Origin of the sequence: Sagittula sp. SSi028, from assembly GCF_048553715.1 — a bacterium.
Lineage (GTDB): Bacteria > Pseudomonadota > Alphaproteobacteria > Rhodobacterales > Rhodobacteraceae > Sagittula.
This window is the reverse complement of sequence record NZ_JBLZNC010000008.1, coordinates 22,875-39,033: the sequence shown is the minus strand read 5'-3', so window position 1 is coordinate 39,033 and position 16,159 is coordinate 22,875. Positions and strand designations below refer to the sequence as shown.

At 59.9% G+C, this 16,159-nt stretch carries 14 protein-coding genes; 2 read left to right on the top strand and 12 right to left on the bottom strand.

The features are described from left to right. Positions 1 to 25: 25 nt before the first annotated feature. The 11 genes from modC to mutM all read right to left on the bottom strand — a co-directional run bounded on the left by modC (position 26) and on the right by mutM (position 13,095). Positions 26 to 1,129: a molybdenum ABC transporter ATP-binding protein gene (gene modC / locus ACN5AZ_RS15115; RefSeq protein WP_419429732.1), complete on the bottom strand. Its 1,104-nt coding sequence runs from the start codon at positions 1,127 to 1,129 to the stop codon at positions 26 to 28. Then, positions 1,090 to 1,779: a molybdate ABC transporter permease subunit gene (gene modB / locus ACN5AZ_RS15110; RefSeq protein ID WP_419429731.1), complete on the bottom strand. Its 690-nt coding sequence runs from the start codon at positions 1,777 to 1,779 to the stop codon at positions 1,090 to 1,092. Before modB ends, modC begins: the two co-directional genes overlap by 40 nt. A 3-nt stretch (positions 1,780 to 1,782) precedes the next feature. Beyond that, the gene (gene modA, locus ACN5AZ_RS15105) at positions 1,783 to 2,517 is read right to left on the bottom strand and encodes a molybdate ABC transporter substrate-binding protein (protein ID WP_419429730.1); all 735 of its coding nucleotides are present in this window, start codon (positions 2,515 to 2,517) and stop codon (positions 1,783 to 1,785) included. A 59-nt stretch (positions 2,518 to 2,576) separates the two neighbouring features. After that, a complete protein-coding gene (dgt, locus tag ACN5AZ_RS15100; RefSeq protein WP_419429729.1) occupies positions 2,577 to 3,926 on the bottom strand; it encodes a dGTP triphosphohydrolase in 1,350 nt (449 codons plus the stop codon). Between the two features lie 127 nt (positions 3,927 to 4,053). Next, positions 4,054 to 6,489, bottom strand: coding sequence for a DNA topoisomerase (ATP-hydrolyzing) subunit B (gyrB, locus tag ACN5AZ_RS15095; RefSeq protein WP_419429728.1), 2,436 nt, complete (start codon positions 6,487 to 6,489; stop codon positions 4,054 to 4,056). A gap of 85 nt (positions 6,490 to 6,574) precedes the next feature. Continuing rightward, positions 6,575 to 7,669 carry a DNA replication/repair protein RecF gene (gene recF / locus ACN5AZ_RS15090; protein ID WP_419429727.1) on the bottom strand — a complete coding sequence of 365 codons (1,095 nt, stop codon included), beginning with the start codon at positions 7,667 to 7,669 and terminating at the stop codon, positions 6,575 to 6,577. Between the two features lie 70 nt (positions 7,670 to 7,739). Further along, the gene (gene dnaN / locus ACN5AZ_RS15085; protein ID WP_419429726.1) at positions 7,740 to 8,858 is read right to left on the bottom strand and encodes a DNA polymerase III subunit beta; all 1,119 of its coding nucleotides are present in this window, start codon (positions 8,856 to 8,858) and stop codon (positions 7,740 to 7,742) included. 169 nt (positions 8,859 to 9,027) lie between these two features. Next, complete coding sequence (dnaA, locus tag ACN5AZ_RS15080) at positions 9,028 to 10,404, bottom strand: chromosomal replication initiator protein DnaA (protein WP_419429725.1); 1,377 nt, start codon at positions 10,402 to 10,404, stop codon at positions 9,028 to 9,030. 489 nt (positions 10,405 to 10,893) lie between these two features. Continuing rightward, a complete protein-coding gene (gene rpsT / locus ACN5AZ_RS15075; protein WP_419429724.1) occupies positions 10,894 to 11,160 on the bottom strand; it encodes a 30S ribosomal protein S20 in 267 nt (88 codons plus the stop codon). A gap of 240 nt (positions 11,161 to 11,400) precedes the next feature. Then, positions 11,401 to 12,177, bottom strand: a complete 777-nt coding sequence (locus ACN5AZ_RS15070; protein ID WP_419429723.1) for an enoyl-CoA hydratase — start codon at positions 12,175 to 12,177, stop codon at positions 11,401 to 11,403. A 66-nt stretch (positions 12,178 to 12,243) separates the two neighbouring features. Next, complete coding sequence (mutM, locus tag ACN5AZ_RS15065; RefSeq protein ID WP_419429722.1) at positions 12,244 to 13,095, bottom strand: bifunctional DNA-formamidopyrimidine glycosylase/DNA-(apurinic or apyrimidinic site) lyase; 852 nt, start codon at positions 13,093 to 13,095, stop codon at positions 12,244 to 12,246. 98 nt (positions 13,096 to 13,193) lie between these two features. On the opposite strand from mutM, the gene ubiE reads away from it, so the two are divergent. Together ubiE and ubiB are read left to right on the top strand one after the other, a co-directional pair. After that, positions 13,194 to 13,946 carry a bifunctional demethylmenaquinone methyltransferase/2-methoxy-6-polyprenyl-1,4-benzoquinol methylase UbiE gene (gene ubiE / locus ACN5AZ_RS15060; RefSeq protein WP_419429721.1) on the top strand — a complete coding sequence of 251 codons (753 nt, stop codon included), beginning with the start codon at positions 13,194 to 13,196 and terminating at the stop codon, positions 13,944 to 13,946. Next, complete coding sequence (gene ubiB / locus ACN5AZ_RS15055; protein ID WP_419429863.1) at positions 13,943 to 15,475, top strand: 2-polyprenylphenol 6-hydroxylase; 1,533 nt, start codon at positions 13,943 to 13,945, stop codon at positions 15,473 to 15,475. The genes ubiE and ubiB overlap by 4 nt, the downstream gene beginning before the upstream one ends. Positions 15,476 to 15,477: 2 nt before the next feature. On the opposite strand, the gene ACN5AZ_RS15050 is transcribed toward ubiB, so the two are convergent. After that, entirely contained in the window at positions 15,478 to 16,152 is a 675-nt protein-coding gene (locus ACN5AZ_RS15050) for a flagellar hook capping FlgD N-terminal domain-containing protein (RefSeq protein WP_419429720.1), read from the bottom strand. Positions 16,153 to 16,159: the final 7 nt, after the last annotated feature.

The following is a 16,159-nucleotide window of genomic DNA, read 5'->3' as shown; positions in this document are numbered from 1 at the left end:
CGAATTAGCCGCGACACTTGCCGGATCAACCCTGTCCGATGTCTTCGCGCGCAATTGCCACGGTTTTCACCACCGCATGACAGGGCGCGCCCTCGTGCAGGTCCAGCGCCTCGGCAGAGCGCCGCGTGATCCGTGCCAAGATACGCCCCGCTGGCGTCTTCAATGCCACCAAAGCGCCCGGCCCGTCGCCTGCGCGGATGCTGTCGATCTGGCCCGACAGGATGTTCAGCGCCGACAGCCCCTCAGGGCGGGTACGGGACAGGATGACCTCTTGGGCGGCGATGCGCACCCGGATCATGGCGCCCACGGGCGATGCCACGCGCGGCAGAAAGAGCGGTACGCCGCCAGCATCCAGCTGGGTCAGCCCGTCGTCATGATGCTGCGCCACCCGCGCCTCCAGCACAGCGCCGACCCCGCGAATACCGGCAGGCACCAGTTCGGGATCACCAAGGATGTCGCGCGCGCTGCCCTGCCGCAGGACACGGCCTGCGTCCAAGACGACCACATGGTTGGCCAGCCGCGCGACCTCCGCCGGGGAGTGGGTGACATAAAGAATGGGGCAGGCGCGGTCCCGCAGCCGTTCAAAATAAGGCAGAATGTCCGCTTTGCGCCCCTCATCCAGCGCGGCAAGGGGTTCGTCCGCGAGGATAAGATCCGGCCCCGCCAGCAAGGCCCTCCCGATGGCCACGCGCTGTTGTTCTCCCCCCGACAGACCGGCAGGGCGGCGTTGCAGCAGCGCGCCGATCCCGAGCATATCGACGACCTCTGCCAGATCACCACGGCCTGCGCGATGGCCATACAACAGGTTTTGCCGCACGGTCAGATGCGGGAACAGCCGCCCTTCCTGAAAGATGACGCCCAGCCCGCGTTTATGCGGCGGCAACCACAGGCCCCGCGAGGTGTCGCCCAGAACCTTACCACCCACAACGACGCGCCCCTCATCTGGCCGCAGCAGCCCAGCCACCGATTTGATCACGGTGCTTTTGCCGGACCCCGAGCGCCCGAAGAGCACCGTCAGCCCCGACGGAAGCGCCAGATCCACATCCAGCGTGAAACCGTCAAACCGATGGCGCAGCGACAGTTCCAGCATCACGCCCCCACCCGCCGTGCGACACGGCGCGACAGCCATTCCGACAGCATCAGCGCGGCCATTGCGACAAAAATCGACACCAGCACCAGCCGCAGGGCAGCGGCCTCGCCACCGGGAACCTGCAAGAAGGCGTAGATCGCGGATGGCAATGTCTGGGTCTGGCCGGGAATGTTCGACACAAAGGTGATGGTGGCCCCGAATTCGCCCATCGCTTTGGCAAAGGCCAGGATCGCACCCGTCAGCACGCCCGGAAGGATCAGCGGAAAGGTCACGGTGAAAAACACCCGAAAGCGCGAGGCACCAAGCGTTGCGGCGGCCTCTTCCAATGCGGGGTCGACGGCCTCGATCGACAGGCGGATGGCCCGCACCATCAGCGGGAATCCCATGATCGCCGCGGCGAGGGCAGCCCCCGTCCAGCGAAAGGCCACAGGCGTCCCCAACCATTCCAGAAGCTGCCCCATCGGCGCGCGCGGATTAAAGGCCACCAGCAGCAGATAGCCCGTCACCACCGGTGGCAGGATCAACGGCAAATGCACAAGACCGTTCAGCACCTGCCGCCCCGCAAACCGCCAGCGGGCCAAGGCGTAGGCCACCAGAACACCAAATGGCAAGGAGACCGCCATCGCCCAGAAGGCGACGTTCAGCGACAGCAATACCGCTGCCCATTCCTCGGGTCCCAGTCCGAACATCCGCTACAACACACCAAAGCCGTGGCGGGTAAAGATTTCTGCAGCCTCGGGCGAGCGGAGGAACTGCAGGAAATCCATCGCGGCGGGGTCATGGTCTTTGGTCAGGGCTGCAGGATAGCGGATCGGATCATGGCTGGTGTCGGGGAATGTCGCGCGCACATGCACGCGCGGCTCGGCCATGGCATCGGTGCTGTAGACCACACCAAAAGGCGCGGCCCCCAAAGCGACAAGCGCCAAGGCTGCGCGCACATTGTCCGACTGCACGACCTGCGGTTCAATCTGCGGCCAGATCCCCAGATGCGTCAGCGCCTGACGCCCGTAGATACCTGCCGGCACCGCATCGACGAGCGCCATGGCCAGACGGCCCTCTCCCAATATGTCCGGCAGCTCTGCAGGCTCCACTGCATCCCCCGCCTGATAGGACACCAGCACCAAGCTGTTCGACAACAGATCCACGCGTGAGCCATCCTGCAACAAGCCATCGCTTTGCAAAACGTCCATCCAGTCGCCGTTTGCAGACAGAAAGATATCCGCTGGGGCGCCGCGCTGGATTTGCCGCGCCAAGGCGGACGACCCCGCATAGGACAGGCTCAGGCGGTGCTCGGTGGTGGACTGATAGGCCTCCGCAACGTCGTCCAACGCGGAGCGCAAGGAGGCTGCGGCAAAGACCGTCACCTCGGCCGCCCGCAGCGGAGCCGCGCAGAATACAGCAAGGAACAGCAGGGCAAGTCGTCTCATGCCATTATGTCTGGCACGCCGCGTGACACACCGCCATACGAAAATCACACCGCAGCAGGTCACGTCCCCGACAGCATGCGCGAAATGCGCAAAGCATATCGATCCGTCATGCCGGATGCGAAATCGGCCATGGCATGCAGGGCGCTTTCGGCGTCGGTGACATCGCGCAGGGGCAGGTCCAAGGCGCGGACCAACTGACGCGAATGATCGGACAATGCGGTTTCCCGCCACTGCGCCCTGGCAAGATCCTCGTACACAGGCACGATTCCGGACAGAACATTTGCGATGATACGACGACCCGAAATTTCCAGTTCGGTTTTGCGCGGAGCGGTAAAGATGCGGTCCCGCGCCACGGATTTGATGTGGGAAAACACGGCGCTTTGCCCGCTGGCCCCGATCAGATCGTCTGAAAACCGGCCCGCCATGATATCTGTGTAATGGGTCTGGAACGCCTCCGCACAGGCATCAATGGCCGCGCCGATGGCCCGTGCGCGCAGATAGGCGATGTGTTCGGCTTCGGTCATCGTGTCCCGCATGGGGGCGTCTTTACCGATCACCTGCAAAAGCAGATCCCGAACGACCGCGTAGGGCAGCTCTGCCGTGGTAAAGGCGTCTTCGAGATCGACGATATTATAGGTGATGTCATCCGCAGCCTCGACGATGAAGACAAGGGGGTGCCGTGCATAGGCACCTGCCGTGACTTCGGGCAGGCCAAGGCGCTGAGCCGTGTCCACAAACAGATCACGTTCCGCAGCAAAGATGCCGAATTTCTTGAGCCCGACATAGGTCGGGGCGTCGTCGCGGGCCTGTATTTCGACACGGTCCGCCGCTGTCACCGGGTATTTGGTAAAGGCGCCCAGAACCGCTTTGGACAGGCGCATCCCACCCTGATTGCGGTACATTTCCAGACGCGAGATGATGCGAAAGCCTTGGGCGTTGCCCTCGAACGCGGTGAACTGCGCCTGCAGGGCTTTGGGCAGATCGGCGACCAGACCCTGCCCCCGGGCAAAGCGGTCGGCAAACCACGCGCCCATCGATTCCTCGCCCGAATGGCCAAAGGGCGGGTTGCCAATGTCATGGGCCACGCAGGCGGCCTGTACAATATCCGGCAAGTCCAGCGCTTGCGGCAAGGAAAGATGCCCCTCGGCAGCCAACCAATTGCCCAACCGCATTGCAAGGGATCTGCCGACGCTGCCCACTTCGATGGAATGGATCAGCCGGTGATGGACGTGATCGTTTTCATAGAGCGGCTGCACCTGTGTCTTGTTGGCCAACCGACGAAACGGCGCGGAGAAAACGATCCGGTCATAGTCCTGTAAAAAGATCGACCGGCTGCGATCCGCCTCATACGCGCTGTCGCCCAGACGTTCGGGGCACAGAAGATCATCCCAGTTCATCACAGTCGCCATGTCACGCTCCTTTGCTCGCGCACCCTTCTTCACCAAGTGACTGTCAAAGCGCAACCCGACCCCGGCAAATGACAACGGCCCACGCAAGGTTTGCGCGGGCCGTGTAATCAAAGCGCTGATACAGCACCTAGAAGTCGAGGTTTTCCACCGACAGGGCGTTCTGCTGGATAAACTCGCGACGCGGTTCGACCACATCGCCCATCAGCTTTGTGAACAGATCATCGGCCTCTGCCATGTCGTCGACGGTCACCTGCAGCAATGTGCGGGCGTCCGGGTCCAACGTGGTTTCCCACAACTGGTCGGAGTTCATCTCTCCCAGACCTTTGTAGCGCTGCAGGCTAAGCCCCTTTTCACCCTCTTCGAGGATAGCTTTCAAAAGCTCAAGCGGTCCGTGGATCACCTGGCGACGGTCCTTGCGTTCCAGCGTCGCGGGCAAGCCGTAAACGGACTGCAGGCTTTCGGTGAAAGATCCGGTTTTGCGCGCCTCGCCCGACCGCAGCATCGGGCCATCCAGCGTGCGCACTTCTTCGACGCCCCGCAGGATACGCGCCAGACGCACGCCTTTGTCCTGTGTGATCCGGCCCTGCCAGCCGCGTTCGTATTCCAGTGCGACCAGATCCAGACGTTTGGCCACAGCGTCCGCCACACCTTGCAGATCACGGTCGACCGCACCGGGAACAAAGGCACCGGCGATCGCCGCCTGTTCCAGAATGTGACGCTGATAATGGGTCGGGAAAGCGTCGAGAACACGTTTCAGCTGTCGGGCTTCATCAACCACACGGATCAGGTCCTGACCAATGATGGTCTCGCCATTGCCCTGGATAAGCTGCGCACCCTCAATGCCCTGCTGGATCAGGTAGTCATCCAGAGAGGCCTGATCCTTCAGGTAAACTTCGGATTTGCCACGGGCCACTTTGTACAGCGGCGGCTGGGCAATATACAGGTATCCACCTTCAATCAGCTCCGGCATCTGACGGTAGAAGAAGGTTAATAGAAGCGTACGGATGTGCGCGCCATCGACGTCCGCATCGGTCATGATGATGATCTTGTGATAGCGCAGTTTTTCGATGTTGAACTCGTCACGGCCGATGCCTGTGCCCAGTGCCATCACCAGATTGCCGATCTCTTGCGAGGACAGCATCCGGTCGAATCGCGCGCGCTCGACGTTCAGGATCTTACCACGCAGCGGCAGGATCGCCTGATTGCGGCGGTCGCGCCCCGTCTGCGCCGACCCTCCCGCCGAATCCCCCTCGACCAGGAACAGTTCGGTTTTCGATGCGTCCTTTTCCGAACAGTCCTTCAACTTTGCGGCGTTAAAGCTCACATCCATCGCGGTTTTGCGTCGGGTCAACTCGCGCGCTTTTCGGGCCGCTTCGCGGGCCATGGCGGCCTCGACGATCTTGCCGACGATCTGCTTGGCTTCATTCGGGTTTTCCTCGAACCACTCGCCCAGCTTTTCGTTCATCAAGGATTCAACCGCTGGCCGCACCTCGGAGGAGACAAGCTTGTCCTTGGTCTGGCTGGAAAACTTCGGGTCGGGCACTTTGACGGACAGGACCGCTGTCAGCCCCTCGCGCGCGTCATCGCCGGTAAAGGTGATCTTCTCACGCTTCGCAATACCGCTTTCCTGCGCATATTTCTGCAACTGACGGGTCAGCGCGCCGCGAAAGCCCGCCAAATGGGTGCCGCCGTCGCGCTGGGGGATGTTGTTGGTAAAGGGCAGGACATTCTCGTGGTAGCTGTCGTTCCACCACATGGCGACCTCGACACCGATACCGTCCTTTTCTCCTTCCATATAAACCGGTTGCGCCATCACAGGCTGCTTGGACCGGTCGAGGAATTTGACGAACTCGTTTACCCCACCCTCGAAGAACAGCTCGGACTTCAATGGCACGGCGGGGCGCTCATCCTCCAGAATGATACGCACGCCAGAGTTCAAAAAGGCCAGTTCGCGCAGACGCTTTTCGAGGATCTCAAAGGAGTACTCGAGGTTGGAAAACGTCCCCTCCGGCGCATTTGTCTTGGCCGACGCCAGAAAGCGGACCTCGGTGCCGGTTTCGTCACCCGCATCCCCGATCACCTTGAGGTGCTCGACGGTCTCGCCATGTTCAAACCGCGCACGATGCACCTTGCCCTGACGCCAGATCGTCAGTTCCAGCCACAAAGACAGGGCATTCACAACCGACACGCCAACGCCGTGCAGGCCGCCGGACACCTTGTAGGAGTTGCTGTCAAACTTACCGCCCGCATGCAGCTGGGTCATGATCACTTCGGCAGCGGACACGCCCTCTTCGGCGTGGATGTCCACGGGAATACCGCGCCCGTTGTCACGCACAGAAACGCTCGAATCCGAGTGAATTTTCACATGGACATAGTCCGCATGTTTGGCCAAAGCCTCGTCGATCCCGTTATCGACGACCTCATACACCATATGATGCAGACCCGACCCGTCATCGGTATCCCCGATGTACATGCCGGGGCGTTTACGAACCGCTTCCAAGCCCTTGAGAACCTTGATGGAATCAGCGCCATATTCGGCGTTGTCGCTCGGCTGGTCGGACATGCCCATTTCCCTTGTTATTATCGCGTGATTTATAGCCTTTGGCGCAGGGAATGTCACGCCTCTGACACAAGATTTGGTAGGTATCTCAGGCTTTTGAAACAACGGAGACGAAATCGTCTTCGGTCACCTCCAAGGCCTGCGCCCGATCCCCCAATTCCGCGAACAATTCCGGCCCCGTGCCCGTCATCCAGGCCTGCGCGCCCAGGGCACAAATCTCGTCAAACAGGGCCGCCCTGCGCCCTGCGTCCAGATGCGCGGCGACCTCATCCAGAAGCAGGATCGGCGGCTCACCCACATCCTCCGCCAGCGCCCGTGCGTTCGACAAAATCAGCGAGATCAGCAACGCCTTCTGCTCTCCCGTCGAACATTCCGCCGCTGGCACGCCCTTTGCCGCGAAATGCCCCAACAGATCGCTGCGGTGCGGGCCGATCAGCGTCCGCCCGGCCTGAAGATCCCGCCCGCGCCCCTCTGCCAGCGCAGTCCGCAAATCCTCCGCCGCCTCCGGCATCTCCCCGTCCAACTGAATAAGCTCCAGCGCCGCCACAGGAAACTGCGTCTCCGCCCCCGCTTGGGCCTGCGCGATCCGGGCCACGGTCGCCCTCCGGTTCAAATGGATCGCCGCACCCGCCTCCGCCATCCGGCTTTCCAAGGCTGCATACCAATGCGCGTCGCGCACCGCATCTTTCAACAGGCGATTGCGTTCGCGCATCGCCTTTTCATATTCCAAAGACACCTGCGCATGATCAGGAAAAAACGACAAAGCCAGCCGATCCAGAAACCGCCGCCGCCCGTCTGCGCCTTCAATCCACAGCCGGTCCATCGAAGGGATCAGCCAAACAGCTCGGGCCAACCGCCCGAGGGCGACCTGACTGGCGGGCTTATCATCAATCCGCACCTGACGCGCTGCCCCACCCTCGGACACAAAGCTGACCTCATGCGCGCCGCCGACGCCAACCAGATCGCCACTGATCTTCCAGCCCAGACTTTCCGGCCGGCGTGCCATCTCCAGTGCCGAGGCCCGCCGCAATCCCCGCCCCGGAGAGAACAGCGATACAGCTTCGATCAAATTGGTTTTGCCCGCCCCGTTCGGCCCCCAAATGGCAACAGGGCGATGATCGACCTCGATCACCGCCCGTTTATGCGACCTGAAATGCGACAGAGTAAGCGACGTCAGATACATGCGCCGCACTCTTGGCTTTTTCTTGGCAAAAATACCTCCACGCCGGAACGGCCAGGCGATCGTTTTGCGGTCAGACGCGCATCGGCATGACGACGTAAACCGCTGACGTGTCGGTCCCTTCGCGCATCAGTGTAGGATCACCAGAGGAATTGAACAGAAAGACCGCGTTTTCACGGTCCACCTGGCTGGCGATTTCAAGCAGGTACTTGGCGTTAAACCCGATCTCCAGACGCTCGTCGCCATACGCCACGGCGAGCTCTTCTTCAGCGGCGCCGCTGTCTGGTGCGTTCACAGACAACACAAGGCGATCCTCGTCCAGCGCCAGTTTGACGGCACGGCTGCGCTCCGACGAAACGGTTGCAACGCGGTCGACCGCCTTGGCAAATTCTGTCGCGTCGACCTCGAGCTTGCGGGTGTTGCCCTGCGGAATCACGCGCGTGTAGTCGGGGAAGGTGCCGTCGATGACCTTGGACGTCAGGGTGATGTCCGGCGTCGCAAAGCGGACCTTGGTCTCGGACACCGATACCGCGATGTCCATATCATCCTCGTCGAGCAGCTTGCGCAATTCGCCAACAGTTTTGCGCGGCACGATCACGCCCGGCATGTCCGAGGCGCCCTCCGGCAAATCTGCATCAATCCGGGCAAGGCGGTGACCATCGGTGGCCACGCAGCGCAGCATCTGACCGCCATCGCCATCTGCGACATGCATGTAGACGCCGTTCAGGTAATACCGGGTTTCCTCGGTCGAGATCGCGAACTTCGATTTATCGAACAGACGGCGCAGAACTTCGGCCTTGGCTGTGAAGTTCGAGCTGTATTCACTCGACGCCATGACCGGGAAATCTTCTTTCGGCAGGGTCGCGAGGTTAAAGTTCGACCGCCCCGCAGACACGGTCAACCGGCCAGAGCCCGGCTCCTCGGACAGGTTCACCAAGGCCCCATCAGGCAGTTTACGCACGATTTCGTGCAGGGTGACGGCGCTGACAGTGGTGCCGCCCGCTTTTTCGACCTGTGCGACGGCCTTGTCCAGAACCTCGATATCCAGATCGGTCGCGCGGAAGGTGACAGTCTCACCCTCGGCCTCGATCAACACATTCGCGAGGATCGGAATAGTGTTCCGCCGTTCCACGACGGATTGTGCTTGTGCCACGGCGCGCAGCAGCGTCGCCCGTTCCATGCTGATTTTCATCGCCCTCACCTCTCCGCCAGACCGGGACATGCACGTTAGCGTGCGGCGCACGCCTCTCCAAGCCGGTTTTGCGATTTGTTGAACGGAATTACAGAAGCGTCAAGGCCGTGCGGCGCATATGTCACGCCGCACGGCCTTGATGTGGTTTCAAAGGCTCAGGCTGTTAACCTCAGGCCTCCAGCGCGCGGCGCAGCAGTTCGACATCCTCGTCGATCTGGCCGTCCGCGTGGCGCAGTTCCTCGATGCGTTTCACACCGTGCATGACCGTGGTGTGATCGCGCCCGCCAAACCGGCGGCCAATTTCAGGCAGGCTGCGCGATGTCAGTTGCTTGCACAGATACATGGCAACCTGACGCGGACGTGCAAAGTTGCGCACGCGCTTCGGGCCGATCATGTCCGACAGGCGAATGTTGTAATGCTCCGCCACCTTGCGCTGGATCTCGTCGATCGAGATCTTGCGCTCGGAGGCGCGCAACACATCCGCAAGACTGTCCTGCACAAGGTCCATATTGATCGGCTTGCCCACCAGCGACGCGAAGGCGAACAAGCGGGTCAACGCCCCTTCGAGAACGCGCACATTTGTGGAAATCCGATGCGCAAGGAATTCCAGCACGCCATTCTCGATCTCCAGACCGGGGTGCATGCCGCGATACACATCGACCTTGGTCTGCAAGATGCCCAGACGCAGTTCGTAATCCGTCGGGTGCAGATCGACCACAAGACCCGACTGCAGGCGGCTGCGGATACGGTTTTCCAGATCCTTGATCTCGTCAGGCGCACGATCCGCCGAGATGATGATCTGCTTGTTCTGGTCCACAAGCGCGTTGAACGTGTGAAAGAACTCTTCCTGCGTGCTGTCCTTGCCGGCGATGAACTGCACGTCATCGACCATCAAAACGTCGACGGAGCGGAACATCTCCTTGAAATCCATCATCTTGCGTTCGCGCAAAGCCTGTACAAAGCGATACATGAACTGCTCGGCAGACAGGTAGAGCACCGTCAGATGTGGATTGCGCTGGGACAGTTCCCACGCGATGGCATGCATCAGGTGGGTTTTGCCCAAGCCAACCCCGCCATACAGGAACAACGGGTTGAACGTGACAGGCCCGCCCTCGGCCACGCGTTTTGCGGCGGCATGCGCCAGCTCGTTCGGCTTGCCCACAACGAAAGTGTCAAACGTGAAACGCATGTCCAGCGGCGCACCGGGCAACGCCTGATCTTTGGCAGTGGTCGCAGGTGCGGCAGGCTCTTCCGCTTGCGGCAACACGGCCTCTGTTTTCGGCGCGGGGCGCGGGTCGTCGTTGATACCAACCTGAAAGTTCAGGCGGCGCACGGAACCGTTCACCGTCGACACCTGCGCCAGCAGCATGTCACCAAAATTCTGAGAGACGTAGGTCCCGAAAAAATTCGTCGGGGCCTGCAGGGTCATTACACCGTCATCGTTAATACCACGAAAGCGGAGAGGCTCGATCCATGTTTTAAAATTGTTCTGACCGATCGTCTTGCAGATCTGGTCTTGGAGGGCGCCCCATTGTTCTTTTGTCATCCGCCAAAAATTCCTCGTTTCGTTCCGTAGACCGCATGCGCACGGCCGCGTGTCACAACGTTTCGGCACGAAATAACCAGCCCCACGCCTGAAAAGACGTGCGACAGGGCAAGGGCCCCGGAGCTGATAACCTACCGCCTCGTTGTCCCGACGAAGCGGTGGGCGGACAGCCCAATTCGTGTACTGTGGACAGGCCAGGGTACTCCCTAAAACACCAAGCAGAGCATCTGAATTTACGCTCTGGCAAGTTGAATCCACCACCCTGTTCAGATGATGGAATCGGCAGCCTTGTCCCCCCGATCCGCGATGTGACTCGCCTGGTGAAATTACCAATCATCCACAGGCAGCGGCAACTGAACTTCAAACTTGACTCAGTGATTCCCGGAAAAGAATCTCCGGCCTTTTCGAGAGGCCTTGAATCATTGGTAAAAACGAAAAAGGGCGCCACCCGAGGTGACGCCCTTTCGCAACACTAGACTTTTGGACAGGTCAGGCTGCCATCGCCTTCACGCGTGCCGCGAGACGCGACATTTTGCGGGAAGCGGTGTTCTTGTGGAAGATGCCTTTGGTCACGCCGCGCATCAGTTCGGGCTGAACGGCTTTCAGAGCGTCCTGAGCAGCGGACTGGTCGCCCGATGCGATCGCTTCTTCGACCTTGCGCAGGTAGGTGCGGATACGCGAACGGCGTGCTTTGTTAACGGCGTAACGCTTTTCGGACTGACGTGCGCGTTTTTTGGACTGGGCAGTGTTTGCCATGATAATCGATCCTTGTCTGTGGTGCTGAGCGGCTCAGCAATGTCGGTTCAAAACTTGGTTGCGCGGCAGATGCCGGTGCAGACCCGTTTATCGCCAACGGGACCGATTCTTGCCTAAGCGGGCATCACACGCATGTATGGCGGCTGCCTATACCCGAAGGTTCACTGGTCGGCAAGCCGGAAAAGAAAAACCGGCCAAGGCGCAAGACCACGGCCGGTTCTGGAAATCGTCCCGCAGGTCTCAGCGGTCGCGGAACTGCGCGGTCCGCTTTTCCGAAAAGGCAGACATGCCTTCTTTTTGATCTTCAGTGTTGAACAGCGCATGAAAGGCGCGACGCTCCGACATCAGACCCTGCGCGAGCGTGGTCTCGTAGGCGATGTTCACCTGTTCCTTCGCCGTGACCAGCGAGATCATGGATTTCTCGGAGATCTTCTCGGCTGCGCTGCGCGCCTCTTCCATTAGGGATTTGGCCGGCACGACGCGGCTGACCAGCCCTGCGCGTTCGGCCTCCTCGGCGTCCATGAAACGGCCCGTCAGGACCATATCCATCGCTTTGGATTTGCCGATGAACCGTGTCAGGCGCTGAGTCCCGCCAAGTCCCGGTATCACGCCGAGGTTAATTTCCGGCTGGCCGAATTTGGCGCTGTCGGCTGCAATGATGAAATCACACATCATGGCAAGCTCGCAGCCGCCGCCCAGCGCGTAACCGGCCACAGCGGCGATCACAGGCTTGCGGGTCGCGGTGATGGCATTGCCCTCGCGGCCAAAGAAATCCGACATGAACATGTCGACAAAGCTCTTGTCGGCCATTTCCTTGATGTCGGCTCCGGCGGCAAAGGCCTTTTGCGATCCGGTGATGATGATGGCGCGGACTTTGTCGTTGGCGTCCGCCTCCGCCAGGGCGGCGCTCAGCTCACCCAGCAACTGAGAGTTGAGCGCGTTCAACGCGTCGGGACGATTCAGTTTAATCGTAGCGACGTGATCTTCTACTTCGACGATGATCGTCTCATAGGCCATAGGCTTTGGGCTCCGTCCGGTTCCGTCAGGCGCTAAGCCTTAACATCTGGTTCACCCCGATCAAGCCTATCTTTGGCAACTTGGGCAATAGAAACTTGAACGCCCTGATTGTACAACGCGCTGCACAGTGGCGGTGCAATCGGGGGTGCGACAGGGCTCACCCTCGCGGCCGTAAACATCAAAGCTGTGCTGAAAATATCCAAGTTCTCCATCAGCTTGGCGGAAATCCTTTAGCGAAGATCCCCCAGCGTCAATTGCGTCTTCCAGAACGGTCCGGATGATGGGCACCAAGGTCGCGATGCGTTTGGCCGATATGTTGCGCGCACGCCTCACCGGATGGATTCCAGCACGGAACAACGCCTCGCAAACGTATATGTTGCCCAAACCTGCGACAGTTTTTTGATCCAGCAAGGCGGACTTTATGGGTGTATTGCGCGTCTTCAACGCATCCACGAGATGAGATTCGGTGAATCCGTTGCCCAAAGGCTCCGGTCCGATTTGCGCCAATAGCGGGTGCGCTTCGGCTGTGGATGTCTCCAGCAGGTCCATCGCGCCAAAACGGCGTGGATCGTTGAATGTGATCCGCGCGCCATTCGCCATATCGAACACCACGTGGTCATGCTTCTCCGGCGCGGGATGATCGTGCACGAATTGACCCAGCGGATCGCCCGACACAAGCATCCGCCCCGACATGCCGAGATGGATAAGCAGCGTTTCCCCACGATCCAGATCCGCGAGGATATACTTTGACCGTCGCCGAAGCTGCAGGACCCGCGCGCCAGTCAGTCGCTCTGCCATGCGATCAGGAAAAGGCCAGCGTAGATCCGGGCGATTGACCCGCGCCTGAGCGATCACGGTCCCCTCCATTGCAGGGGCAAGACCGCGACGGACTGTCTCGACTTCGGGCAATTCGGGCATTGGCGGGGTCCTTCGCATTGTCATGGGCCAGCGGCGCTCTATAAGAAGGCGCTAGTAGGCGAAACGACAAGGCCAGATCGAGGCCCCGAAAGGCGCAAATGACCCAAGACTCTGACAAGACGACACATTTCGGTTTCACCGACGTGCCGGAATCGGAAAAGGCGGGACGGGTGCAGGGGGTGTTCACCTCGGTCGCGTCAAAATATGACGTTATGAACGATGCGATGTCCTTCGGAATCCACCGGATCTGGAAGGACGCCATGATGGATTGGCTGGCGCCGCGGGCCGGGCAACGGCTGCTTGATGTCGCAGGCGGGACGGGCGACATTTCGTTCCGGTTTCTTGACCGCGCCGGTCGCGGCCATTCAACCGTGCTCGACCTGACCGAATCCATGCTGGTCGAGGGGCGCAAACGGGCCGAAGCTGCGTCGATGGCCGACAGCCTCGATTGGGTTGTGGGCGATGCGATGAAACTCCCCTTCGCCGACAACACCTTTGACGTTTATACGATTTCTTTCGGTATTCGTAACGTGACGCGGCCCCAAGAAGCCCTGAACGAAGCGTTCCGCGTGCTCAAACCCGGTGGGCGGTTGATGGTTCTGGAGTTTTCGCAAATTCCGAACGATTTGATGCAATGGGCCTACGATCTGTATTCTTTCAACATCATTCCGAAGATGGGCCAGATGATCGCGGGGGATGCAGATTCCTATCAGTACCTGGTCGAAAGCATCCGCAAATTTCCCGATCAAGAGACGTTTTTGTCCATGGTGCGTGACGCCGGTTTCGAGAATGTGAAATATCGCAACCTGACAATGGGCGTGGCCTGCTTGCATTCGGGTTGGAAGCTTTGAGAGGTCCGCACAATATCCTGCGGTTGATCCGCACCGGTGCCACCTTTGAGCGGACTGGCGCCATGGGCGTCGTGCTGGATGCGCTGGATGCACCCGCGCCGCTCCGCATTGCCGCTCGGGTATTGGCATGGCCTTTCCGTTGGCTGGGCGAGAAAGGCGACCCCAGTCTGCCGCCCGCCGTTCGCGCAATTCAGGCGTTGGGGCCTGCGTACATAAAATTCGGCCAAATTTTATCTACACGGCCCGATGTCGTCGGCGCGGAAATGGCAACGCAGTTGCGTGTGCTTCAGGACAAACTACCCCCCTTCTCCATCGAAGACGCCCACCGGCAAATTCGGGAGGAACTCGGCACTCCGGTCGAGGAAGTGTTCTCCGAATTCAGCGCCCCTGTTGCAGCGGCGTCCATCGCTCAGGTGCATCGCGCAAAACTGCGCGAGACCGGTGAAGATGTCGCCGTCAAAGTGCTGCGCCCCGGCATCGAACGCGCCTTTCGCAGGGACATTGACGCGTTCTGGTTCGCGGCCGCTTTGATCGAGACCCTGTCCCCGGCGTCACGCCGCCTGAAGCCCCGTGATGTCATCGCCCATTTCGAAGGCGTCGTTATGGGTGAGCTGGATCTGCGACTAGAGGCCTCGGCTGCGAGCGAATTCCAAGCCAACACCGTGAACGACGCCGGTTTTGAGCTGCCTCGGATCAATTGGATGCTGTCCGGTCGTAAAGTCATGACGATGACTTGGGCCGCGGGTGAACCGTTGGGCGACAATGCAGCCTTAGACGCTGCAGGACATAACCGCCCCGCCCTGTCTGAACGGGTTTTGCAGCTCTTTCTGAACCACGCTTTGCGCGACGGATTTTTTCATGCGGATATGCATCAGGGCAATCTGAAGGTCGCGCCGAATGGCAACATTATCGCCTATGATTTTGGAATCATGGGTCATATCGATGAATACACCCGCCGCGTGTATGCCGAAATCCTGTATGGGTTCATCCGTCGCGACTATAAGCGCGTGGCCGAGGTCCATTTCGAGGCTGGTTATGTCCCGGCCGACCGCGACAAGGACGAATTTGCGCGCGCCCTTCGCGCAGTAGGAGAGCCTATCTTCGGTATGGATGCGACCCGCATTTCCATGGGTAAACTCCTCGCTTATCTGTTCGAGGTGACAGAACGATTTGGCATGGAAACCCGGACCGAATTGATTCTTCTTCAACGGACCATGGTGGTCGTCGAAGGTGTCGCGCGCTCGCTTGATCCGCACATGAACATTTGGAAGACTGCCCAGCCGGTGGTGGAAGACTACATCAAGCAATCGATCGGGCCGAAAGCCGCGGTGTCAGATCTTGTGAAAACCGCACGTGTGATGGCCCGCTTCGGACCACGCCTTCCCGGACTGGTAGAGGCCGCCTTGATAAAACAAGCCTCGCCCCCACCGGCATTCCCAGCACGCCGCTGGGTGTCACGTGCCGTATGGACCAGCGTGGGAGCGGCAATCGGTGTTCTCGTCACTCTCACCGCGCCCCATTTAATGTAAGGTTACACCGCCGGTGATCGCAAACCGCCAATCTCGTCGGACCTGATTTCCGTGCCGTCGGACAGTTGAACCATAATCGTGCCGTTGTCGTTTCGGACTTCATCGATACGGCTGTAAACCTGCGCCATGCTTGTACCGATCAACGTGTCGCCGTCATAACTCTCCACATGGAAGCTATAGATCCCACTCGGCATCTGGCTGCCATCATCCAGGTAGCCACCCCAAACGATGCTTTCCTCGTTCACGGACAAATCGTATCGGATTGCCTCCGTCCCGTCCGAGGTTCGCACAACCAACTCTGCACGATCTGAACCAATCGCATAGTCGGGTCTGACATAAACGGGCTGCCCCGCAAACGCCACAGGCGCGCGAACCAAGCCTTCCATCCCGATCCAGCGGCTTGCTTCGCCCAAAGCATTGCCGCCGAGCGTTGCGCCCAGGTTCCTAAGTAAGTCGTTGGTCAAAACCTGTTGTTCCACTGACGAGAAAGTCGCCAATTGTGTTGCATACTCAGTAGAGTCAACCGGGTTCAAAGGGTCCTGATTCTGGACTTGGACCGTTAGCATCTTTAAAAATGTTTCAAAGTCCGAGCTAAGAACGGTCTCGGCCGCTTGCGTCTGTGCAGCCGCCTGTTGAACAGTCTGAGTTGTTGCAGCAGTGTTAATTCCTGACAACATTTTTGAT

What these genes read in the sequence shown, in the direction of transcription:
- modC (WP_419429732.1), bottom strand. Translation starts at nt 1,129, where the DNA reads ATGGCTGTCGCGCCGTGTCGCACGGCGGGTGGGGGCGTGATGCTGGAA.
- modB (WP_419429731.1), bottom strand. Translation starts at nt 1,779, where the DNA reads ATGTTCGGACTGGGACCCGAGGAATGGGCAGCGGTATTGCTGTCGCTG.
- modA (WP_419429730.1), bottom strand. Translation starts at nt 2,517, where the DNA reads ATGAGACGACTTGCCCTGCTGTTCCTTGCTGTATTCTGCGCGGCTCCG.
- dgt (WP_419429729.1), bottom strand. Translation starts at nt 3,926, where the DNA reads ATGGCGACTGTGATGAACTGGGATGATCTTCTGTGCCCCGAACGTCTG.
- gyrB (WP_419429728.1), bottom strand. Translation starts at nt 6,489, where the DNA reads ATGTCCGACCAGCCGAGCGACAACGCCGAATATGGCGCTGATTCCATC.
- recF (WP_419429727.1), bottom strand. Translation starts at nt 7,669, where the DNA reads ATGTATCTGACGTCGCTTACTCTGTCGCATTTCAGGTCGCATAAACGG.
- dnaN (WP_419429726.1), bottom strand. Translation starts at nt 8,858, where the DNA reads ATGAAAATCAGCATGGAACGGGCGACGCTGCTGCGCGCCGTGGCACAA.
- dnaA (WP_419429725.1), bottom strand. Translation starts at nt 10,404, where the DNA reads ATGACAAAAGAACAATGGGGCGCCCTCCAAGACCAGATCTGCAAGACG.
- rpsT (WP_419429724.1), bottom strand. Translation starts at nt 11,160, where the DNA reads ATGGCAAACACTGCCCAGTCCAAAAAACGCGCACGTCAGTCCGAAAAG.
- ACN5AZ_RS15070 (WP_419429723.1), bottom strand. Translation starts at nt 12,177, where the DNA reads ATGGCCTATGAGACGATCATCGTCGAAGTAGAAGATCACGTCGCTACG.
- mutM (WP_419429722.1), bottom strand. Translation starts at nt 13,095, where the DNA reads ATGCCCGAATTGCCCGAAGTCGAGACAGTCCGTCGCGGTCTTGCCCCT.
- ubiE (WP_419429721.1), top strand. Translation starts at nt 13,194, where the DNA reads ATGACCCAAGACTCTGACAAGACGACACATTTCGGTTTCACCGACGTG.
- ACN5AZ_RS15050 (WP_419429720.1), bottom strand. Translation starts at nt 16,152, where the DNA reads ATGTTGTCAGGAATTAACACTGCTGCAACAACTCAGACTGTTCAACAG.